Source organism: Acidiphilium sp. C61, from assembly GCF_905116885.1.
In the GTDB taxonomy this organism is placed as follows: domain Bacteria; phylum Pseudomonadota; class Alphaproteobacteria; order Acetobacterales; family Acetobacteraceae; genus Acidiphilium.
In genome coordinates this window covers 1,168,057-1,190,515 of the sequence record NZ_CAJHNI010000005.1, presented here as the reverse complement: position 1 = coordinate 1,190,515, position 22,459 = coordinate 1,168,057, and the positions used below count along the sequence as shown (strand labels likewise).

At 64.3% G+C, this 22,459-nt stretch carries 15 protein-coding genes and 1 riboswitch; of the genes, 7 read left to right on the top strand and 8 right to left on the bottom strand.

All coding sequences use genetic code 11. From position 1 onward, the window contains the following. The first annotated feature begins 3 nt into the window (after positions 1–3). Positions 4–1,050, top strand: a complete 1,047-nt coding sequence (locus HUW10_RS08365; RefSeq protein ID WP_174503076.1) for an efflux RND transporter periplasmic adaptor subunit — start codon at positions 4–6, stop codon at positions 1,048–1,050. Then, on the top strand, positions 1,050–4,133 hold the full coding sequence (locus tag HUW10_RS08360) for an efflux RND transporter permease subunit (protein WP_236656296.1): 3,084 nt from the start codon (positions 1,050–1,052) through the stop codon (positions 4,131–4,133). The genes HUW10_RS08365 and HUW10_RS08360 overlap by 1 nt, the downstream gene beginning before the upstream one ends. A 51-nt stretch (positions 4,134–4,184) precedes the next feature. Here HUW10_RS08360 and HUW10_RS08355 read toward each other — a convergent pair whose 3' ends face one another. From HUW10_RS08355 to HUW10_RS08340, 4 genes are all read right to left on the bottom strand, one after another. Next, positions 4,185–4,508: a DUF190 domain-containing protein gene (locus tag HUW10_RS08355; RefSeq protein ID WP_174503075.1), complete on the bottom strand. Its 324-nt coding sequence runs from the start codon at positions 4,506–4,508 to the stop codon at positions 4,185–4,187. A 1-nt stretch (position 4,509) separates the two neighbouring features. Next, positions 4,510–4,887, bottom strand: a complete 378-nt coding sequence (gene crcB / locus HUW10_RS08350) for a fluoride efflux transporter CrcB (protein WP_174503074.1) — start codon at positions 4,885–4,887, stop codon at positions 4,510–4,512. 124 nt (positions 4,888–5,011) lie between these two features. Then, a riboswitch (Fluoride riboswitch) is annotated at positions 5,012–5,073 on the bottom strand. A gap of 60 nt (positions 5,074–5,133) precedes the next feature. Beyond that, positions 5,134–7,227, bottom strand: coding sequence for an ABC transporter permease (locus HUW10_RS08345; RefSeq protein WP_174503073.1), 2,094 nt, complete (start codon positions 7,225–7,227; stop codon positions 5,134–5,136). Between the two features lie 10 nt (positions 7,228–7,237). After that, on the bottom strand, positions 7,238–8,434 hold the full coding sequence (locus tag HUW10_RS08340; RefSeq protein ID WP_174503072.1) for an efflux RND transporter periplasmic adaptor subunit: 1,197 nt from the start codon (positions 8,432–8,434) through the stop codon (positions 7,238–7,240). A gap of 304 nt (positions 8,435–8,738) precedes the next feature. Here HUW10_RS08340 and HUW10_RS08335 point away from each other — a divergent pair, with 304 nt between their 5' ends. From HUW10_RS08335 to HUW10_RS08315, 5 genes are all read left to right on the top strand, one after another. Then, on the top strand, positions 8,739–11,177 hold the full coding sequence (locus HUW10_RS08335; RefSeq protein WP_174503071.1) for a TonB-dependent receptor: 2,439 nt from the start codon (positions 8,739–8,741) through the stop codon (positions 11,175–11,177). A 203-nt stretch (positions 11,178–11,380) separates the two neighbouring features. After that, positions 11,381–12,133 (top strand): TonB family protein, encoded by a 753-nt coding sequence (locus HUW10_RS18465; RefSeq protein ID WP_174503070.1) that lies wholly within the window; start codon positions 11,381–11,383, stop codon positions 12,131–12,133. Positions 12,134–12,430: 297 nt separating this feature from the next. Continuing rightward, positions 12,431–12,640, top strand: coding sequence for a hypothetical protein (locus HUW10_RS08325; RefSeq protein WP_174503069.1), 210 nt, complete (start codon positions 12,431–12,433; stop codon positions 12,638–12,640). Further along, a complete protein-coding gene (locus HUW10_RS08320) occupies positions 12,588–13,670 on the top strand; it encodes a DUF6976 family protein (protein ID WP_217425391.1) in 1,083 nt (360 codons plus the stop codon). Before HUW10_RS08325 ends, HUW10_RS08320 begins: the two co-directional genes overlap by 53 nt. Positions 13,671–14,059: 389 nt before the next feature. After that, positions 14,060–16,477 carry a TonB-dependent receptor gene (locus HUW10_RS08315; protein WP_174503068.1) on the top strand — a complete coding sequence of 806 codons (2,418 nt, stop codon included), beginning with the start codon at positions 14,060–14,062 and terminating at the stop codon, positions 16,475–16,477. An 86-nt stretch (positions 16,478–16,563) separates the two neighbouring features. Here the strand turns inward: HUW10_RS08315 and HUW10_RS08310 are convergent, their stop codons facing one another. From HUW10_RS08310 to HUW10_RS08295, 4 genes are all read right to left on the bottom strand, one after another. After that, positions 16,564–18,288, bottom strand: a complete 1,725-nt coding sequence (locus tag HUW10_RS08310; RefSeq protein WP_174503067.1) for a PAS domain-containing methyl-accepting chemotaxis protein — start codon at positions 18,286–18,288, stop codon at positions 16,564–16,566. 354 nt (positions 18,289–18,642) lie between these two features. Continuing rightward, positions 18,643–19,575 (bottom strand): DUF707 domain-containing protein, encoded by a 933-nt coding sequence (locus HUW10_RS08305; RefSeq protein WP_174503066.1) that lies wholly within the window; start codon positions 19,573–19,575, stop codon positions 18,643–18,645. 99 nt (positions 19,576–19,674) lie between these two features. Further along, entirely contained in the window at positions 19,675–21,315 is a 1,641-nt protein-coding gene (locus HUW10_RS08300) for a GMC oxidoreductase (protein ID WP_174503065.1), read from the bottom strand. Between the two features lie 4 nt (positions 21,316–21,319). Continuing rightward, entirely contained in the window at positions 21,320–22,450 is a 1,131-nt protein-coding gene (locus tag HUW10_RS08295) for an FAD-dependent oxidoreductase (RefSeq protein WP_174503064.1), read from the bottom strand. Positions 22,451–22,459 lie beyond the last annotated feature (9 nt).

Below are 22,459 nucleotides of genomic sequence, written 5' to 3'. Positions count from 1 at the left end.
GTCATGACACGATTTTTCTGCTCCGGTGTGCGGCGTCTTACCTTGGTGCTGGTGGCCGTTGCCGGGTTCGCGGGCAATGCCGCGCTGGCGGACGAGCCGAGCGTGCTGGTCACTACCATTCCGGTAACAAGGGGCGCGCTGAAACACACGATCACAGCCTATGGCCACATCGCGCCAGGGGCGGGTGCGGCGCGGACGCTCACGACCTTTTACGAAGCGGTTGTGACGGCGATCGACGCGCGGCCGGGCATGGCTGTCCGCAAGGGGCAGGTGATCGCCCGGATCGCCGCCGCGGCGGCGACGCGAGCCGCCTATGCACAGGCCGTCGCGGCGCGGGATGGGGCGCTGCGGATACTCGCCCACACGCGGGCGCTGCTGGCGCAGCATCTCGCCACCCGGATCCAGCTGGCGCAGGCGGAACAGGCGGCGCAGGCGGCGCGTGCGACGCTCGATGCGTTGAAGCGCGAGGGTGCGGATCGGGCCACGGCTGCGGTCGAGGCGCCGTTTGCCGGCATCGTGACCGCGATTTCAACCGCACCCGGCGCCGCGCTGCAGCCGGGGACGGCGATCGCGACGGTGGTGCGGCGGGCGGCGCTGGTCGCGGTCGTCGGCGTCGATCCGGCGGCGGCCCGGCGCCTCGCCGCGGGGCAGCCGGCATCGGTGAGTGTGTTTGGCGGTGCTGTATTGCGCGGGCGGATCGATCTGGTGTCAGGCGAGGTCGATCCGCGGACGGGGCTGGTCGATGCGACGGTCGGGCTCGGCGCCGCGCAGGCGCTGATCGGCGGCATGGTCCGCGCGCGTATCGACACCGGCACGGTGCGTGGCGTGATCGTGCCGCGTGATGCGGCGCTGCCCGCGGAGGGGCGCGAGGTGATCTGGCAGATACGGGACGGTCACGCGGTGCGGGTGATCGTTCACGTGCTGGCGAGCGCGCATGGCGAGAGCATCGTCGCCGGCCCGGTCGACCCGTCTCTGCCGGTCGTGGTCGCGGGGAATGCCCAGCTGCAACCCGGAATTGCCGTGCGCGTGCAGGCGGAGCCGGGATACTGATGCCGGACTTCGCCGCGTTCCTCGCCCGCCAGCAGAAGGCGGTCCTGTTCCTGATGGCGTGCCTCGCGCTGGCCGGGGCGGTCAGCGCGGTATCCCTGCCAGTGGGGCTGTTCCCGCGCACCTCGTTCCCGCGGGTGCGGATCAACATCGATTCAGGGGCGCGGCCGGCGCATCAGATGATGCTGCAGGTGACCCAGCCGGTCGAGCAGGCGTTGCGGGCGCTGCCCGGCGTGCGCGGTGTGCGCTTGACCACCTCGCGCGGATCGATGCAGGCTTTCATCGATTTCGACTGGGGAACCAACATGCGGGCGGCAACGCTCGAGGTCGACGCCGCGCTGGCGCAGCAATTGCCCGACCTGCCCAAGGGCACGCGCTACGTGGTGCGGCGGATGGACCCGACCGTGTTTCCCATCATCGCCTATGCGCTGATCTCGCACAGCATTTCGGAGGCGGATCTCAGGACGATCGCGCAATATCACATCGTCCCGGTACTCGAGCGGATTCCCGGTGTGGCCAAGATCGGCGTGCAGGGGGGCGACACGCCGGAGGTGCATGTCGTCGTCGATCCGGCGAAGCTCGCCGCGATGCATGTGACGCTGACGAGTGTCGAGCAGGCGGTATCGCGGTCGAACGTGCTCGCCTCGGTCGGCCGGCTCGCCGATCATGACAGTCTTTATCTGGTGGTGCAGCAGAACACGCTGCGAACCATGGCGCAGGTGCGGCGGATCGTGGTCGGCGGCGGGCCGGACGGGGTGGTGCGGCTCGGGCAGGTGGCACGGGTCGAGATGGGCCGGGTGCCGCGTTATTACCGGGTGAGCGAGAACAATCACCGCGCGGTGACGTTGCAGGTCTTCCAGCAGCCCAGCGGCAACGCCGTTCAGGTGGATGCAGCGGTGCGCCGCGCGCTCGCGGCCTATGAGACCCGGCTGCCGGCGGGCGTGCGGCTGGTGAAATGGTACGACCAGAGCACGCTGGTGACCGCTGCCGCCGGCTCGGTCCGCGATGCGATCGCGATCGGCGTGGTGCTGGCAGGGCTGGTGCTGATCGGCTTCCTGCGGAGCTGGCGTGTCACGCTGATCGCGCTGCTGGTGCTGCCGGCCTCGATGGCGACCGCGGTGCTGATCCTCACGCTGTTGGGGATGAGTTTCAACATCATGACGCTGGGTGGCCTTGCCGCGGCGGTGGGGCTGGTGATCGACGATGCGATCGTGATGATCGAGCATGTCGCGCGGCGGGCCGGGCGCGCGGGCGGGATCGCGGCGCGCGGCGCGGTGCTGGCGGCGGCGCAGGAATTCCTGGCACCGCTTGCCGGCTCGTCGCTGGCGACGCTGATCGTGTTCGTCCCGCTTGCCTTCCTCTCCGGCGTGACCGGCGCCTTCTTCAAGGCGCTATCGATCACCATGGCCTCCACGCTGATCGCCTCCTGGCTGTTCTCGGCCTTCGCGGTGCCGGTGCTGGCGCGCTGGCTGATCGATTTCGACAAATGGCACGACCCGGTCGCGGGCGGCGGCGCGCGTGAGTCGGTGCTGGCGCGGACGCATGGGTGGGTGCTCGACCTTGTGGTGAGGCGGCCAGCCTGGCTGCTGGTGGCGCTGGTGCCCTTCGTGCTGGCTGGCGCCTATGCCTATTCGGCGGTGCCGACCGGCTTCATGCCGCGGATGGACGAGGGCGGGTTCGTGATCAACTACCAGGCGCGTCCTGGCACCTCGCTGGACGAGGGGGCGCGCGAGATCCGCCAGGTGGGGGATATTCTCCGCGCCGATCCGGCGGTGGCGACATGGTCGACCCGGCTCGGCGCCGGGCTCGGCGGCGACCTCAACGAGCCGTATCAGGGCGACATTTTCGTCCAGCTTCGCCCGCTCGGGCAGCGACCGCCGATCTGGACGGTGATGGACCGGCTGCGCCAGCGGATCACCGACCGTGTGCCGGGCATCGATTTCGACGAATCGCAGCTGATGTCGGACCTGCTTGGCGATCTTGTCAGCCAGCCGGAGCCGATCGAGATCGAGCTGCATGGCGACCCGGCGCGGCTGGATGAAACGGCGAAGCGGGTGGCAGCGGCGATCGGCCGGATTCCGGGCGTGGTGGGCGTGCAGGACGGCGTGGTGATCGCCGGGGACTCGATCGACATCCATGTCGATCCTGCGAAGGCGGCGATGTTTGGCTTCGATCCCGCCGCCGTAGAGCGGCTGGTGGCGACGGCGCTGCGCGGCAGCGTGGTCACCGCGCTGCCGGGCCAGGATCGGTTTACCGGCGTGCGGCTGGAACTGCCGCGCGATGCCTTCGCGCAGACCGACGATCTGCTGCGCCTGCCGCTCGCCGCACCCTCCGGCGCGCTGGTGCCGCTCGGGGCGTTCGCGACGCTGAAGACGGTGTCGGGCCGGCCGGAGATCGCCCGCGACAATCTGCGTCAGATCGTCGCGGTAACGGGGCGGATCAGCGGCGGCGGCATTTCCGCGGCGATTGCTTCGGTGCGCCGCGTGCTGGCGCAGCCTGGACTGCTGCCGGCGGGCATGAGCTACCGGCTTGGCGGGCTCTACCGCCAGCAACAGAAGGCATTCATCGGCCTTGCCCGCGTGTTCGTCGCCGCCGTGCTGGCCGAGTTCGTGCTGCTGCTGTTCCTCTATCGCAGCTTCGTCATCGCCGGGGCGATCGTCGCCACCGCGCTGCTCTCGAGCCTTGCGGTGTTCATCGGGCTCGATCTCTCGGGTGTGGCGCTCAACATAACCGCGCTGATGGGGATGACGATGATCGTCGGGCTCGCGACCGAAATGGCGATTTTCTACATCTCGGAATACCAGAGCCTTGCCGCGCATCAGGCTCCCCGCGAGGCGCTGGTTGCGGCAAGCCGGAACCGGCTGCGCCCGATCGCGATGACCACGCTTGCCGCGATCCTGACGCTGTTGCCGCTCGCACTCGGCATCGGCGAGGGCAGCGGCATGCAGCAGCCGCTCGCCATCGCGGTGATCTCGGGATTCGCGGTTGCGTTTCCGCTGGTGCTGTTCGCCCTGCCGGCGCTGCTGTGCCTCGTCAGAACATCATCGGATCAGATGGACTCATCTGATCGGATAAAGATGCTCTGATGACCAACAGGATAGAGCACGACATCCGATCGAGAAGGATCGGAAGGCGCTCTACCCCGGCCGATGACGGGTAACCGGCCAGGAAATCACATGCCCGTCCGGCACCAGATCGGTGAGTGACGCCGCGGCCGCGCGGGCAACGTCCGGCGGGCAGCAGAATTCGATCATCAGCGGTAGGTCGACATCAAAATGCATCAGGTCGGCGGCATGGATGATCCGCTGCCCGTTCATTCCGGCAATGCCGCGGAACACGGAAACCCCGTCGAGCGCAAAATCATCGCGCAGCCGCTCCAGGATCGTCTGCATCAGATGGCGCCGCCGTCCGTGATCGGATTCGTCGAGGGCGATGCGCACCAGTGTGGCCTGTTCTTCCATCTCAGACATTCCTTGCCAGATAGACGCCGAGAAAGGCGCCGATGAACCCGAGCACGACCGACAGCAGCACATAGAGCCCCGCTTTCGCGATCTCGCCGTTCTCGACCAGCATGAGGGATTCGAGCTCGAAGGTCGAGAAGGTGGTGTATCCGCCGAGAAACCCGGTGAGGATGCCGGTGCGCAACGCCGGATCGATGGCGACGCGCTCGGCCGTCAGCACGAAAAGGAACCCGATCGCAAACGAACCGAGCACGTTGATGCTGAGAACGGCGACGGGGAAGCCGCGGCCGAACAGGCCCTGCATGAAGATCGTCTGGCCGTAGCGCGCCCAGCAGCCGAGCGAGCCGAACACGGCGATGGACGCAAGCGTCTTGATCATGAACTGCCTTCCTGTCGTGGCGAAACACTTGAATTGCGGGGAGGGGGAACGGCGGCGGCGTGGGCCGCGAAATCCGTTCGGCAAGGTTGGGTCATGGGCGCGCCTGCTCCTCCGCGACTGACGGAACGAAACAGGAGTCATCAGCCCCGCGGGCGGTTTGCGGCGAACCCCATCACCGGCGCGGGCGGGCCGCGCGCGCCGTGTTTGCGATGCGAGGCCGGGCGCTGTCAATCCGTCTGCCGCCGCTTACTCGTAGCGCAGCGCCTCGATCGGATCGAGCCGCGATGCCTTGCGGGCGGGGTAGAAGCCGAACCCCACGCCAACGCCGGCGGCGAACAGGAAACCTCCCGCCACCGCCAGCGGGGAGAGTGGCGCGGGCCAGCCGGCGAACAGCGTGATGGCGCCCGAAAGCGTGGCGCCGAGCACGATGCCGGCCAGCCCGCCGGTCACGCTCAGGATCACCGATTCGGCGAGAAACTGCAGCAGAACATGCAGCCGCCGCGCCCCGATCGCCATTCTGAGCCCGATTTCGCGGGTCCGCTCGGTGACCGAGACGAGCAGGATATTCATGATCCCGATGCCGCCGACCAGCAGCGAGATCGAGGCGACGATGGCGAGAAGCAGCGCCATGACCCGGCTCGATCCCTGCGCCGCTGCGGCGATCTGGCTCAGATTGCGCACCGAGAAATCCTTAAGCCCGTCCGGCTGGATCCGGTGGCGAAGGCTGAGCGTGTGGCCGATCTGTTCCATCGCCTCCGGCACGGCCTCCGGTGTCGTCGCCTGTGCGAAGAGCTGGTTCACATAGCCGGCGAGCCGGGGTTGCAGTGCGTAAGGGTTCGGCCAGGGCGGATAGGGCCAGTTCAGCGGCGTTTCCTCCCGGCTTGGTGCTGCGGCGCCGAGCACACGCTGCTCGGCGGTGCTGAAGGGCAGCATCACGACATCGTCCTGATCGGTGCCAAAAGGCGTCTGCCCCTTGGCGGCGAGCACGCCGACGATGCGGATCGGTGCGCCTTTCACCAGCATGGTGGCGCCGAGCGCCGTCTCTCCGCGGGCGAACAGCATCTGCCGCACCGTCTGCCCGATCAGCCCGACGAGTGCGCCGGCGGCCTCGTCATGCGAGGTGAGCGGCCGCCCTTCGGCAATCCGCCAGTTGGTCATCGCGGGATAGTCGGGACTGACGCCAAGGATCGCCGTGGTCCAGTTCCGGCTGGCATGGCGCACCTGGGCGGCGGCGCGGATCAGGTAGCCGACCCGGCCCACCGCCGGATCCTCGCGCAGGATCGCCCGCGCGTCGTCCACCGTGATCGTCGAGGCGCTGCCGAACCCGGCATGGGCGCCGCCCGCCGTCGTCGCACCCGGCAGCACGACCAGCAGGTTGGTGCCGAGCCCCTCGATCTGCTTGCGGATCGCCTGATTCGCGCCCTGGCCAACCGCGACCATGGCGATCAGCGCGGCGACACCGATGCACACGCCCAGCATTGTCAGAGCCGCCCGAAGCCGGTTGCGCGCCAGCGCCTGGAGTGCCGCCGCGACAATCATGCGGACGAAGCCGAGCGCGGCGCCACTGCCCGCACGGGCCGGGGCTGCGGCCGGCGCGGGTTCTGCTGCCGCCGGCAAGGGTGACGGTCCGGCCGGTGCGTCCTGCCGCTCGTCCGCCACGATCCGACCGTCGCGCATGGTCAGCACACGTCGCGCATAGCGCGCGATGTCCTGCTCATGGGTCACCACCAGGATCGTGACTCCCTGCTCGCGGTTCAGCGCCGCCAGCGTCGCCATGATTTCATGCGATGTCCTGGTATCGAGATTGCCGGTCGGCTCGTCGGCCAGCAGCAGCTGCGGCGCGTTGATCAGCGCCCGCGCGATCGCCACGCGCTGTTGTTGCCCGCCCGAAAGCTGGGCCGGCGTGTTGGCCTCCCGCCCGGCGAGGCCGAGGCGGCCGAGCGCCGTCCGCGCCCGCGCCCGCCGTGCAGCACCATCCACCGGCCCCGCCGCGGCGTAGACGAGCGGCAGCGCCACATTGTCGAGCGCGCTGGTGCGGGCGAGGAGGTTGAAGCTCTGGAACACGAAGCCGATCCGCGCGCTGCGGATCCCCGCAAGGGCCGGCTCGGCCAGCCCGGCGACATCGACGCCCTCGAAGCGGTATTCGCCGCAACTTGGACGGTCGAGACAGCCGAGAATGGCCATCAGCGTCGATTTCCCCGATCCGGACGACCCCATGATGGCGACGAATTCGCCGCGTTCGATCACAAGATCGACATCGCGCAGCGCGTGTACCGCGAACCCGCCGCTGCCATAGAGTCGGCCGATTCCGCGCAGCTGGATCACCGGTGCCGCCGTCATCCCACCGCCCTCAGAACCGCGGCACCCAGGGCGAGCCAGGGCGCTTCTGCCGCTCGCCGATGATCACCGCATCGCCCGCCCGCAGCCCGCCGCCGGCAATCTCGGTCTGGCTGTCGCCGGCAAGCCCGGTCTCCACCGGCACGGCAACCGGCCGGCCAGCCCGCAGCATCCAGACCCGCGCACCCGCCTCCGGTCCGCCGGCCGCGCCCGCGGGGAGGAAGCGCAGTGCCTGGCCCGGCACGAGCAGCACATTTTCACGCGATGCGGTGATGATCCTGACCGAGGCGGTCATGCCCGGCTTCAGTGCGAGGTCGCGGTTATCGATCGCCACCACGACATCGTAGGTCACGACGTTCTGCACCGTCTGCGGCGACTGGCGAACCTGCGTCACCCGCCCTTCGAACATCTTTCCCGGAAAGGCCAGCACGGTGAATTGCACCGTCTCGCCGGCCCGGATGCCGGCAATGTCGCCCTCGCTGACATTGGTATCCACCTGCATCCGCGTCAGGTCGGTGGCGATCAGGAAGAGTGTGGGGGTCTGGAACGAGGCTGCCACCGTCTGCCCGATCGTCACGTTGCGGGAAACGACGATGCCGTTCACCGGCGAGACGATGTCGGTATAGCCGAGATTGGCGCGGGCGGCGGCAAGCCTGGCCTCATCCTGCGCGATCACCGCCCGGTCCAGCGCGGTCTGCGCCACGCCCTGGCGCATCGCGGCCTCCGCGCTGTCGGCAGCATTGCGCGAGGCGTATTGACGCGGCGCCAGTGCGGCGAGCCGGCTTGCGTTGCGCCGCGCGTAGTCGAGCCCGGCGGCATCCTTGGAGAGTTGCGCCCGCGCCACCGCCACCGCCGCGATATCCTGGTCGACCACGGCCTGATAGGGGCGGGGATCGATCCGCGCGCAGACCTGCCCGAGCCGCACGATCGTATTGTAGTCGCAGTCGATCGACTGGATGATCCCCGAAACCGCGGAGCCGACGATCACGCTGAGTACCGGGTTCACCGTTCCCGTCGCGGTCACGGCCTCGACGATGTTGCCACGGGTGATGGCGGCGGTGATGTAGGCAGGCACTTGCCGCCTCCGTTGTAGTGCCTGCCAGCCGAACAACGCAGCTGCCGCGAGAGCCGCGACCGCCAGCAGAATTGTCGTGCGTTTCGCGCGTCGTCCCGAACGTCCCTTCGTCTCCGCGCGCGGCGTCCCGCTCATGCGTCGTCTCCTGCACGGCGTATTCGAAGGAGCGGCCCGCCGGCAAACCGCTTCGCAGCTTGCGTATCGCGGGCCGCCCACCGCCATGACGCATATCAACCGTTTAAAAATGGGCGGACCGCGAATGTTACATTTCGGGGTCGTTTCAACGAAGTTTCCGTGAAACCAAAGGGCGTGGCTGCTCAGGCGCGTTGTAACCTTTCGTCCGGTCTGCTTACACGCCGAACCAATCAGACCCCCCGCACGCTCCCAGGCTTGCGGGCGAGATGGTCTGAAAAAACCCACTATCGGAAAGGGACTCATTGTGCGGTTTTATCAGCAGGCCCGGTCGCTCGACCGTGAGCCGACCCGGTCAGGCGGCCGTGTCGCGCAGCGTCGCCTCGTGGCGCTTCTTCTCTCTTCCAGCTGCCTCATTCCGGTGGCGGTACAAGCGCAGACGGTCAGCGCCGGCGAGGTGAGTGCTGCCGGCACCGGCTATGTCGCGGGAGCCACCGTGGCGCCGAGCCAGAAGAAGGTCTTCAAGTCGGGCACCACGACCCGCGTGCTGAACCGCAAGATTCTCGATGCCGCCGGCCCCGTCGCGGGTGCCGCGCAGATGCTGTCCTACGCGCCGGGCGTGCAGGTCAGCGGCTACGGCAACACCGGGTCCACCAAATATACCGTCACCCTGAACGGCGTTTCCCAGGGGTGGGGTGGCTATGGCAGCATGCTGAGCGCCGACGGCCTGCTCGGTGTGACGCTCGATGGCGTTCCCGTCGTCGATCCGTCCACCAATCTCTGGCAGTCGAACATGATCCCGCAGAGCGGGATGATCCAGAGCGTCAGCACCACCTATGGTCCTGGTGAGGCTGCCAACCGCTGGTATAACAATTTCGGCGGCGCAATCGAGTTCACCCCGCTGCAGCCGACGGCGAAGCCGGGCGGCGACATCAACATGACCTATGGCAGCTATGGGCAGAAGAACATCGAGTTCGACCTGCGCACCGGCACCTATCACGGCTGGTCGACCATCCTTGCTGGCGGTGCCGGCGACGGCAACAGCTTCCGTACCGCGCCTGACGGGTTCAAGAGCCCGAGCGAGAACTATTCGATCTACCTCAAGACGGTGAAGACCTTCTCTGCCGGCGATGTCGCGTTCGGGGGTTACTTTGCCCGCAGCGCCGGCTACCGTACTCCGGTCATCCCGACCGCCGTGCAGCCCGGTGTCTACACCAACGGGACTTCCGGCACGCTCTACAGCCAGCAGAGCTCGGGCTTCTACAGCACCCCGAGCTTCACCAACTACGAGAAATTCGACACCGACGCGTTGTGGATGGTGTTCGGCCGCGAAAACATCAATCTCGACCGCAACACGACCCTGCACAACCTGACCTACTTCGAGAATTTCTCCCGCGTCCATTCCCGGCTCAACGACATTTACAGCGCCGGGCCGCAGCAGATGGAATACAACAACCCGCATACCGACGTGATCGGCGACAAGCTCTGGCTTACGGAGAAGCTGCCGTTCAACACCGTCGATGTCGGTGCCTACGTCATCCATGACGATTATAACTCAAGAAACAATTTCTATAACACCGCGAACGGCGGCAACAAGGGTATTGCGAATATCGGCGGCAAGGTCCGCTCGGGATATTTCAGCCAGACCGATGTGGCCTTCTTCCTGCAGGATGACATCCATCCCATCCAGCGCCTGCACATCACGCCGGGTATTCGCTTCGTCAGCTTCCAGACCTCTTATGGCGACTCGGCGCAGCAGGATTTCGGGCTCGCTCCCGGCGCAGTACTGAGCACCAAGTGCGTCCTGAACGGCACTTCGACCGCCGGCACTGTTACCGAGCAGGGCTCGGTCTGCGGTGCGCATGTCAGCCGCAACGGTGTCGAGCCGTCGCTGTCGGCGAATTTCCAGGTCCTGCCGTGGATGGCGGTCTATGGCACCGTCGCGGACGTGTACCGTGCACCGCAGGTGGGCGGCGGTGGCGGCCTGTTCCAGAAGATCAACCCGGTCACGACCTACGCCCTGGAATACGGGCAGTATTTCGATGCTGGCCTGAAATTCCATGTGAACAACCGTCCGTTCCTGCATCACTTCCTCGCCGGAGTGGATTATTTCCATCTCCGCTATGCGAAGCAGTCGCTCAGCGTTCAGATCAATGGCAACGGGTATTTCGCAACGGGTTCGTCGGTCTATCAGGGCGTCAATCTGTTCGCGAACGACAACCCGATCTACAACCTGTTCGTCTTTGGCAACGCCTCTTTTGTCCAGGCGAAATACCAGAGCTACAACGCCAATCCCGGGCCCGGGAATACGCCGCAATATTTCAACGGCTATCACGTTCCCTACGTGCCTGACATGAACCTCAATATCGGCGCGTATTACAATTTCCCGATTGGCTCGATGGTTCTGACGCCGAAGATCTGGTACCAGTACACCGGCTCGCAGTATCTGTTCGACAATACCGGCGCGTCGAGCCCTGGCGGTAACCCCGGGCCGAGCAACCAGAAAATGGCTGGCTACGGCACGCTCAACATGTCTGCCAAGCTGAATGTCCCGGTCAACCTGCCTTACGCCGGGCACAAGACCATGGACGTTTCGCTGACGGCTCTCAACATCACCGGCGACAAGTATAACGCCTTCGAATACATTTCGAGCGGCGGTTATTTTGGAACGCCGACCAGCGGATATCGTCTTGCTTATCCGGGTGCGCCGTTCACCATCTATGGCAGCGTCGGTTTCCACTTCTGAAACCTGCGATCCCACTGCCGCATCCCGGTCCGCCTCCCCGCTGTCGGCTATGCCGCGGCGGGGCATCGGCCAGGGCGATGTTCTGGAACACGTCCGGGCCCTCAAGGGCAGGATCGCAGATCTCGCCCTTCTGCCCACGCGGAGACGATCCGGCCGGATGTGATGATCCGGCCGGGTGTCTTCCAATCAGACCATGAGTTTTCATGAACACTTTTCGCGGCGTCGGTGATGGCATGAACCCCTTGCCTGAAGATCGCTTCTCTTTTCCTCTCGCGCTCATCGTGGCGCTGGCCCTTGAACTCGGGCTGGTTCTGTTCGTTGCCTATATGCCGCCGAGCCATGTCGCGGTCGCACCGCATCCGCAGGTCACACGGATCAAGATGCTGGCACCGCCGCCAAAGCCGAAGCCGCTGCCGCCACCGCCCAAGCCGGTTCCGCCGCCACCGAAGCCGCTGCCGCCGCCTCCCAAGCCGCAGACGCCACCGCCGCCGCCTTTGCCGAAGCCGCCCGTGCCGGTTCCCCCGCCTCGGCCGTTGCCGAAGCCGCGACCCCGCCCGGTTCCGCATCACGTGGTTCATCAGAAACCGAAGCCGCTGCCGCGTACGGTGCCCAAACCCGTCGCCCCGCCGCCTCCCAAGCCGCAGCCGGTGCCTGCTGCCGTTCAGGAAACTGCGCTCGAATCCTATGCCGGTGCGGTCCATGCTGCCGTCCAGGCCGATCTCAAAGTGCCGCGGATCGTGGAGATGATGCAGCTTTCCGGGGTCACCGAGCTCGCCTTGCGCATCGCCCCCGATGGGCATCTGCTCTCGGCCAGCGTGATACGCTCCTCAGGCGCTCCGCCGATCGATCGCGCTGCCCTTGCAGCCGTGCATTCGACTCACCTGCCGCCCTTTTCGTCGGATATGCCTCACCACCCGATCACGGTGACGATCTTCATCCGGCTGCGCAGTCGTTAGAGCATCATCCGATCGGATGGAAACATCTGATCGGATAAAGATGCTCTCTTTATCAACAAGATAGAGCGCTGCATCCGATCCGAAAGGATCGGAAAGTGTTCTATGCAAGCTGAGATATCGCCCTCTTGTTTTGAAATATTCAGGATATCTTTAGCGCCCTTCGGATGTTCCAGAAGGCACATGATCAACGTATGCCGGTGAATTGTGATCGAACAATATTTCGTTACGAATAACGCTCAGTCATAGTTAATCGTTGGGATCTAGAGTCGGAACAGCACCGCAACAGGAGGCTGTTCCATGTCCATCCCCTCGATTATGGATCCGCGCTGGCGACGCGCGCTGACCGGGGACGAGCCGAAAGTCACGTCGCTGGCCACACGGCTGCTGATTTCCCGCCTGCGTGACGATGTCCGCCGCGATCCCTCCGCGATGAATGATGCCGTGAGCCAGCTCCATGGCTTCTTTTCCGCGAATGCCTTCGCCGCCCGCGACCTTTCCGCACTCTGATCCTCCTTTCGAAAGATATCCCATGCGCAACATGTTTCTCTCCACGCGGGAGGCGTCCGACCTCATTGCGTCCGGTGTCGTCCTGCTTGCCGCGGGTAGCGCCCAGGCGCTCGCCGCGCTGCCGCGGGGCAAATGGATCGGCGGCTCGACGCCCTATTTCATGACGGCTGAGGGTGGGCGGCTTGATCATGACAAGGTGTTCTGCACTGTTCTCGACAATGCGGTGGACGTGCGTTGCGCCGTCGCGGGCGAGAGCGAATTGCCGTCGCTGCTGTCCGACCGGTTCGGCAACGGATTTTCGTATCTCCTGATCCCGGCCTTCTCGGCTGTTCACCAGCGTTTCGCCGTTGACGCGCACGGCCTGCCCGGCCTGTACGACCAGCCGCTGATCGGTTGGGTCACGGGGATCGACCTTGGCGATCTCGGCAAGGTGAAGCCGATCGTCGTCAATGGCATGACCGGCGAAACCCTTGAGGACAAGGCGGTGGTGATGCATGTCGCGCTGAAGCCGGACATCTTTGCCGAAGCTGACATCGTGAACCTTTTCACCCAGGGTGACGGCCCTGATCTTGTATTCCCGACGACCGGCTTCTCGGCCTCTACCTGCGTCGTGGATGGTGCCGAGCGTAATTTCGCCGAATGGCTGCGCGAGACCGGTGCCGGCACCGAGCTTCCGCTCGTCGCGAATTACAATGGCGCGATGATCAACGTTGCGTTCCAGGGTGTGCACGAGAACAAGGTTGATTTCTACGCCCCGGTTGTCGCTGGCCGTATTTATCGCCTGGCTGCTTCCGTCGGTGATTATCCGTCCGCCTATGGCACCTATTGCAATTCGCTTCATGATGCTGGCGGTGCTACTGCTCTGTCTTGCAACTGTATCCTGAACTACCTCTATGCCTCGCTTGAAGGCCGCACGACTGGCAGCTTCACCGGTCCGGTGACCTTTGGCGAAATCGCCTACATCCTGCTCAACCAGACGCTCGTGCGGCTGGATCTGCTGAGCGGAAATCTTGCTGCGGCGGCTGACTGAGCGGTTGCCGCGGTACTTGCGCGCTCCCCCCATGCCGGTCGCCTGAGGGCAGACCCGGCAAGGGGCTTTGGCGGCACAGCTCGACCCGGCCTGTCGCACTTTCTCCCTATTGGCCGTGCTGATTGATCTCCCCACCGTACTCCAGATTGCGCAAGCAGCCTCGGCCGTCTGGTCCGACCGCGGTCGCGTTCGGTGTCATCCCGATCCATGGATCGTGACAAGCTTCTGAAATTTCGGGGAAATTTCGGTGAAATCGTTTCGAAAAGCGATCTTACGTGTTGTTCATGTTCGCTCGATCTGGCCTTGCCTGGGGGCAGGCAACGACTCCCGCGCGGTCCTTTCGGTGTGCGTGTCGGGTCGGCGCTCGCACCAGAAAAGGGATGTGAATGATGCGGAGATATATTGGTTCCAGGGGCATCGAGCAGGCCGCGTGTCGTCGGCTGACGATGCTGCTCCTGTCGACGAGCTGCCTGTTCCCCATTACGGCCGGCGCGCAGACGGTGAGCGCCGGCGAGGTGAGCGCCAGCGGCACGGCGGGGCTCGTCGCGGGCGCCACCCAAGCGCCCAGCCAGAAAAAGATTTTCAAGTCCGGCACGACGCAGCGCGTCCTAAACCGCAAGATCCTCGATGCGGCCGGCCCGGTGGGTGGCGCCGCGCAGATGCTGTCCTACGCACCTGGCGTGCAGGTCTCCGGCTACGGCAATACCGGTGCTGACAAATACACGATCACCCTGAACGGTGTGCAGCAGGGCTGGGGCGGCTTTGGCGGCTTCACCGGTGATGGCGCGGTGATGATCACCATGGATGGCGTGCCGATGGTCGATCCCTCGACCGATCTGTGGCAGTCGAACTTCATTCCGCAGAACGGCCTGATTGCCAGCGCAACCACCACCTATGGCCCGGGAAATCCGGCCGATCGCTGGTATGCCAATGTTGCCGGCAATGTCGAGTTCACCCCGGTCCAGCCGACTGCGAAGCCGGGTGGCGACATCACGGCGACCTATGGAAATTACGGACAGAAGAACATCGAGTTCAACCTGCGTACGGGCAGCTATCACGGCTGGTCCACGGTTCTTGCCGGCGGCATGGGCAACGGTAACAGCTTCCGCAAGGCGCCCGACGGATTTCAGAACCCCTACAACGACTACGCAATCTATCTGAAGACCATCAAGAGCTTCTCTGCCGGCTCCTTTGAGTTCGGCGGGTATTTCGCCCGCAGCGTCGCCTATCGCGCGCCGATCATCCCGACCTCGCCCTATCCCGGCATCTATATCACCGGCAGTACCGGCACTGTTCCCTACAGCCAGAAAACGTCGGGGTATTATAGCACTCCACCCTTCAACGTTTACGAAAAACAGGATGAGAACCGGTTCTGGATGGTCTATGCGCGGGAAAACATCCGCCTCGACTCGTCCACCACGCTGCACAACCTGACCTATTACCAGAATTACAAGCGCACCCATTCTCGCTTGCACGACCTGTTCTATTCCTTCGGCCAGAACGAGGCGATGGAATACAACGATCCGCACACCAACGCGATCGGCGACAAGATCTGGCTCACCACCCGCCTGCCGCTGAACAAGGTTACGCTCGGCGCCTACTACATCCACGACCTCTACAACACCCGGAACAATTTTTACTCGACCGCCTATGGTACCAACACCACTGTCGCCGGGCCGTTCTTTCGCTCGGGCAATTTCAGCCAGGACGATTTCGCCCTCTTCGCGCAGGACGACATCCATCCGATCCGCATGTTGCATATCGTTCCCGGAATCCGGTTCGTCAGCTTCCAGACTGCCTATAGCGATACCGCGCTACAGGATTTCACCATCCTGCCCAACCAGGGTTACTATGCGAAATGCGCCCTTTCCGGTGGACATTTGCAGATCGGCAACGGCAACAGCTTTGACTCCGGCTCCATCTGCGGCTCCCATGCCAGCCGCAATGGCGTCGAACCCTCGATCTCGGTGAATGCCCAATTGCTGCCCTGGCTGACCGCCTACGGCTCCTATAGCGAGGCCTATCGCACGCCCGCGGTTGGCGGCGCGTTCGGCCTGTTCGCGAAGATAAATCCCTCCGCCTATGGGCTGGAGCTTGGTCAGTATTACGATGCCGGCCTGAAGTTCAATATCGAGAATAGCGGCCTGCTGCACCACTTCCTTGCCGGCATCGACTATTTCCATATCCGCTATGCCAAGCAATCGCTGAGCTACGCGATCGGCGGTGGCCAGTCGGTTTTCGCCACCGGCACCTCGATCTATGATGGTGCAAATCTCTTCGTCGATGACAATCCGCTCTATAATCTCTTCGTGTTCGGCAACCTGTCGCTGATTAATGCGAAATACCAGAGCTATGTCACCGGTGGCACGTCCTATAATGGCAGCCATGTGCCTTACGTCCCGGCGGTAAACTTCAATGTTGGCGCCTATTACGACATGCCGGTGGGCGGCATGATCCTGCAGCCAAAGCTCTGGTATCAGTACACAGGCAGCCAGTACATGTTCGACGATACGACCGGCGCGCCCTCCAACGTCCAGATGCCGGGCTATGGGGTGCTCAACATGTCCCTGAAGCTGAAAGTGCCGGTCCGGCTTCCCTATGCTGGCCGCAAGACTGTGGATGTCAGCCTCACCGCGCTTAACGTCACCAACAACCGTTACAACCAGTATGAGATCGCTGGCGCGGGCGGCTATTTCTCGCCGCCGGGAGCGACGGTCCCGACCCCCGCGACAGGGTCGAATGCGTTGGTCTATGCCTATCCGGGTGCGCCTTTCGGCATCTACGGCACCGTAGCCGTCCATTTCTGATGATCCGGGCCTGACCGGCCAGACCGGTCAGGCCCGGTAAATTGGCAAAGCCGATCAGATGAAATCATCTGATCGGATGCCGTGCTCTAGGCGGAGTGCGCCATCCGCAGCGCGGACCGCGGCCGGTAGGCCTGCATCGCCGGCTGGAACTGGTCCTGTGCCTGTGCTTCCGGGGTAAGAAACCCGGCGATGCGGGCGTTCAGCCGGCTGATTTCTTCGCGCAGGGAATGGGTGGCGGCCGAGGTCTGCTCGACCATCGCGGCATTCTGCTGCACCGCCTGGTTCATCTGCCCCGTCGCGGTATTGATCTCGGAGAGATTGCTTGCCTGGTTTCCCGCAGCCTTTGCGATCTCTCCCACAATCCCGTGCATTTCCGCGACGTGGCGCAGAATGATGTCGAGCGCGGTGCCGGTCTCATCCACCAGCCGCACACCGTCACCGACCTGTTTCGACGACCGGGCGATGAGTGCCTTGATTGATTTCGCCGCTTCGGCGGAACGGTGGGCGAGGGCGCGCACCTCGGATGCCACCACCGCGAACCCCCGTCCGGCATCGCCGGCCCGCGCCGCCTCGACGCCGGCATTCAGCGCCAGGAGATTGGTCTGGAACGCCATTTCGTCGATCAGCCCGATGATCTGGTCGATCTCTCGCGACGAGGTTTCAATACCGTTCATCGCGACCACCGCCTCGCTGACGATCTTGTGGGAGCGGTGGGCGGCGGTGCTGGTCGCGTCCACCGCCACGGCGGCTTTTGCGGCGTTGTCGGCGGTCTTGCGGATATCGCCGGTCACACCGTCGAGCACGGTGCTGGTCTGCTCCAGAGCGGCGGCCTGCTGTTCGGTGCGTCTCGCCAGATCTTCGGCAGCCTTGGCGATTTCGCCGACCCCGAGGCTGATCTCTTCGGTACTTGTCTTTACCCCCGCGATACTCTCGCCGAGCGTGCCGATCGCGGCATTGAAATCCACCCGCAACCGGTCGAGCGAGGGGATCAGCGCATCGCCGATCCGTGCCGTCAGGTCGCCGGCCGAAAGGCTTTCCAGCGCCGCAGCGATGCGCGCCAGATTATGCATCCGCTCGGTGATATCGACAGCGAATTTAACCACCTTCACGACCTTGCCCTGGGTGTCGAACACCGGATTATAGGTCGCCTGCAGCCAGACCTGCCGGCCGCCCTTGCCAATGCGTTCGAATTCCGAGGAGAGATACTCGCCGCGGCGCAGATGCGCCCAGAACGCTGCGTATTCCGTGCTGGCCGCGAAGTCGGGCCGGGCGAACATGCTATGCTTGCGGCCGATCACCTCGTCGCGGGAATACCCCATGTAAGAGAGGAAATTATCGTTCACTTCGAGAATCGTGCCATCGAGCCCGAAAGTGATGATCCCCTGCGATCGGTCGATCGCGCCGAGGACGCTTGCGTTTTCCGCCGCTTCTTCCTTCTGGCCGGTGATGTCCAGCGCAACCTTTACGATGCGAACAACCTTGCCGCTCCTGTCCCGCACCGGATTGTAGGCCGCCCGCAACCAGATGGCTGCGCCCGATTTGCCAACCCGGCGGAATTCTCCCGAATTAGGTCTGCCCGTGGCGAGGTCCTGCCAGAAACGGACATAATCGGAATTCTCTCGTTCTGCAGGTTCGAGGAACATGCGGTGATGCTGCCCCACAATGTCACCGAGGCTGTAGCCGGTCGACTGCAGGAACAACTCGTTAGCCGAGAGAATTTTGCCATCCGGAGCGAAGCTGATCACCATGAACGAATTCTGCATGGTCTCGAAATTCTGCGAATTTTTCGACGTTCTCGTCGATACAAACATCTTCGCTCCGAAATCTAAGAATGAAACGAACGCTCTGGTATGTTATGAATATCCATCTGAATTATTAATGGAATATTTCCTGGAATTCCGAAATTTTGGCCCCTCAGCCATGCGCGTTTGGCGTTGGCCACGAAAATTCAAGAGAATCGTAGGTGTGCCGGGTCAAATTCACAGAAACGTGATGAGATTGGCTTTTAGAGCACGTTCCGATCCATCAAGATCGGATGATGCTCTATCTTGTTGATAAATAGAGCATCTTTATCCGATCAGATGATGCTCTGGGTCAATTCATGTGACCATGTCGGCAAAAGTGCCACGATATAAGGACCGCCGTGCGAATTGGGTCGTGTTGGGTCAATACGGCCGGCGGAACGCCAGTTTCCGTGGCATCGGCAGCTCGGCCACCCGGTCTGGCAGGTTGTTCAGAGCTTTCCAGAGCATCCCGCCCATCCGCCGCAGCATATGCTGACGCTGCGGCGTTCGCCTCAGTGCGGGCAGATAGCCGGTGAGGAGGCGCAGGACAAAGCGCCGCTGCTGCGTCACGGCGTCGAACAGGTTGCCGTCGCTGGTCACCGCCGCGAGCGTCGCGATCACCGGCTCTTCCTCGATGTCGTTCATCCGGCAGAAGCTGCGCAGTTCGTCCCAGGGTGAGACCCCACGCTCGCGCAGCATCTTGTAGTTCGGCCCGCCGACCGGGCGGGTATGGCGAACCTGCACCGAGTCGATGATTGCGATCTGCGATTCAGGCTGGTCCACCAGCTTCGGCCAGACGAAATCCAGCCCCCATCCGCTGAGATTGGCATTGAACAGCGGCACCGCCCGTTCGAGCACCGAGGCGGCGAAGCAGGGCGCCATGACTTCGACATAGTTGGTATAGCGGAGTCGGAACCTGCCGTTATGCAATGTGGTCAGATGTCCGAAATAGCTGCTGTGCTCCAGCGATGGCTGCGCCACCTGTAGACTGTGTCCGGCCATGATGCGGAACAGCAAATCGATCTGATCGGCCGTGGTCTCGAGGTCGTCGTCCGGCAACCAGATGTAGTCGTAGTCGTGCATGAAGCGGGGATTTTCCTGCAACAACAATTGCAGCGCCGGCCATTTCGGCCCCTTGCTGTCGATCCGCTCGACATCCGGCCGGAGGTAGAGCTGTTCCTGCTCGCCGTAATAATTGACAACGAGGTCCCAGCTCCGCGCCTCCCCGCCGGCGAGCCAGCCGGGGTGCAGCGAATTGTCGCCTGCCCGCACGATCACGAGATTGCGGCGTCGGCCGGAAATCTGCCCGTTCATGGCGCTGAAACCCTCATTCTCAAAGCAATTTCATTATCCAGATATAACCAAACCGCTGCGTGAACCAGCGAAGCTTCGGTAAAAAAGACGAGCATCCTGTTACATCCGCGCCATTACAGGATCTGGAGCCAGGCCGCTGGCCGTGCTTCCGTCCCGCGCGGTCTCACGCAGCCGGTCTGCCAGCCGCAGCGCCAGTGCGACGATCATCTGCGTCGGGTTGGCGTGGCTCGATGTCGGGAACACCGAGCTTCCGGCAACGAACAGTCCGGCCACCCCATGCACCTGGCAATCTGGATCGACCACGCTGTCCGCCGGCGAGTGTCCCATCCGGGTGGTCCCGGTCGGATGCGCGACATCGCGAAATGTCTCCGGCAGCGCTTCGCTCTCCGCGACCCAGGCATCCGCCCGGGCAGGCGGCAGGCCGAGCCGGGCAAATTCTGCGCCGAGGATCGCTGTCATCCGTGCCATGGTGCGAATGTCCTCGCGGTTCACCCGCCATTCTATCCGTGCCTGTCGCAGCCCGAGCCGATCCCGCCGGGCCGATAGCGTGACCCGGCTGTCCGGGTTGGGCAACTGCTCCACCATGCAGACGAGGTCGAGTCGGTCGATCTTGCGTGGCAGCCCGTTGCGCCGCACCAGGTAGTCGTGGGCCCCGCGCAGGAGCAGCCCGGCATGGGCCGCCACCCGACCGATCGCCAGTGCCCCGCCGCGCCCGCGCGCAAGCCCCTTCAGAGCGTTCCAGGGATCGTCGTCCGTGATCCGCCCTTCCAGCCAGGCGCTGCAGTTGAGCAGTCCCTCCGCCTCTTGCAGCGCCGGGCTCAGCCGCCACCCGGCTGCAAACACCTGCCCGTTGCGCAGCCGATAATGGCCGAACATCCGCTGCAGCCCAGCGCTTCCGCGCAGCGCAAATGTCGCGGTCGGCCCACGCAGGTGGTCCATCAGGTACCGCCCTACCAGATCGCGCCCGTTGCCGATGCCGCCCGGCACCTGGCTGTCAGCGTTCAGCAGCAGCCGGGCATTCTCGATCCCGCCACAGCATAACGCCACCGCCCCTGTGGCAATCCGTCGCCGCGACCCGTCCGGTCCCGCGAGCGTGATCCCGCTCACCCGGTCGCAGGACGGGGCAAGGTCGATGTCGCAGAGCGTTGCGTTGGTCACCAGCGTGACATTGTCGCCGAGTTGCGCCTTCAGTCTCGGGCCGAAGCGCATGTAATCGCGCTGCGCTGTCATGTCGCGCGAGAATTGCCACATATGCGGCAGCACCAGCGCCGGGTCGAAGGCCGGAAGCGGGCACCGCCGCCCCGCCAGTGCCCAGAACCGTGCATCGGAAAACCCGTTTCCCGGATCGAGGCCGAGATAGGCGGCGGCGCGGTCGAAATAGGGCGAGAGGTCGCGCGGTGGCAGCGGCCAGCCTGAATGCGGCACCCAGGGGCGGCGCACGAAATCGATGTCATCGAACGGAACGCAGCGCCCGCTCCAGCTATGCGAGGTGCCGCCAAGAATGCGGTTGCGCACCAGCCACTGGTCCGCCACCCGCGGATAGCCAGCCTGCTCCACCTCGTTGAGCGCATCGGCTTCGGCCTGCCGCACCTCGCTGCCACTTTCCAGCAGCAGAATCCGCAGACCCGATCCTGAAAGTTCCCGCGCCAGCGTGGCCCCGGCAGGACCGGTCCCCACGATGCACAGATCCGCGGCGAGGGCCGTCGCTGGCAGATCGGCCGGGGCGCAGAAAAAGGGCACCGGCTTACGCGCTGCCTTGCGCCGCCAGCCAGCGCCGTGCCCCGGCAAGCGACTGGTTGATCACCTGGTCCATATCCAGATACTGATAAGTGCCGCAGCGCCCGATGAATTCCATCCGCGTCTCGCGCGCAGCCAATTCGCGATACGCCGTGTACAGCGTCTGATACCGGCCGTCCGCGGTGCGCACCGGATAGTAGCGCTCCATCCCGTTGTCGCGGTAATCGCACGGCTCCTCGGTGGTGACGCTGCGCCGCCCGGTCTGCCGCCTGCGGTGATGGGGCAGCGCATCCCACCACGTCTCCCTGGTGAACGGTCCGTCATCCGTGAAATTGACCACCGGTGCCGGCGGGGGCGGCCCATCGGGCTCGCTGCGGTGATGGAAGCGGATCGAGCGATAGGGCAGGTCGCCCAGCTCGAAGTCAAAATACTCGTCAATCGGCATCGCATTGAAGCAGAAGGCGAATTCCTTGAGCATCGCCCGTTCGAATCTGGTCCCCAGCCTCACCTCGATGCCGGGATGCCCGAGAATTTCGGCGAATAGCGCGGTATAGCCGTCCACCGGCATCAGCTGCGTGTCCTCACTGGCGAAATAGGTGTCGACCCTGTCGGTGCGCAGCGGAATCCGCTTGACCACGGCGGCGGCCATGTCCTCAAGCTCCTGCTGCCACATCTTCCGCGTGTAGGGGCGGAAGAACAGGTCGGTGAGCTCGCGGCCGATGGTTCCGTAGAGATGCTCGGCGGCATTGCGCGGCTGCGGAAAATCGAGTGCCACCCGGGCGAGATGCGCCTGCACCTCGGCACTGGTCTCGTAGTTCGTGCCGAACACCATGTTGACGGTATCGAGATTGATCGGCAGCGGCGCCATCCGCCCGTCCGGCAGCTTCGCCCGCACCTTGTGCTCGTAGGGCGCGAACTGCCCGAACCGGCGGATCCACTCCAGCACGGGTGCAGAGCGGGTATGGAACAGATGCGGGCCATAGACATGCACCCGCACCCCGTTCTCGTCATCATGGTCATAGGCGTTGCCGCCGATATGCGGGCGCTGGTCGATCACCACGACGTTGTACCCCGCTTCCGCCAGCGTGCGCGCGTAGACCGCGCCCGAAAAACCCGCCCCGACCACCAGAACCGTCATGTTCGTCCC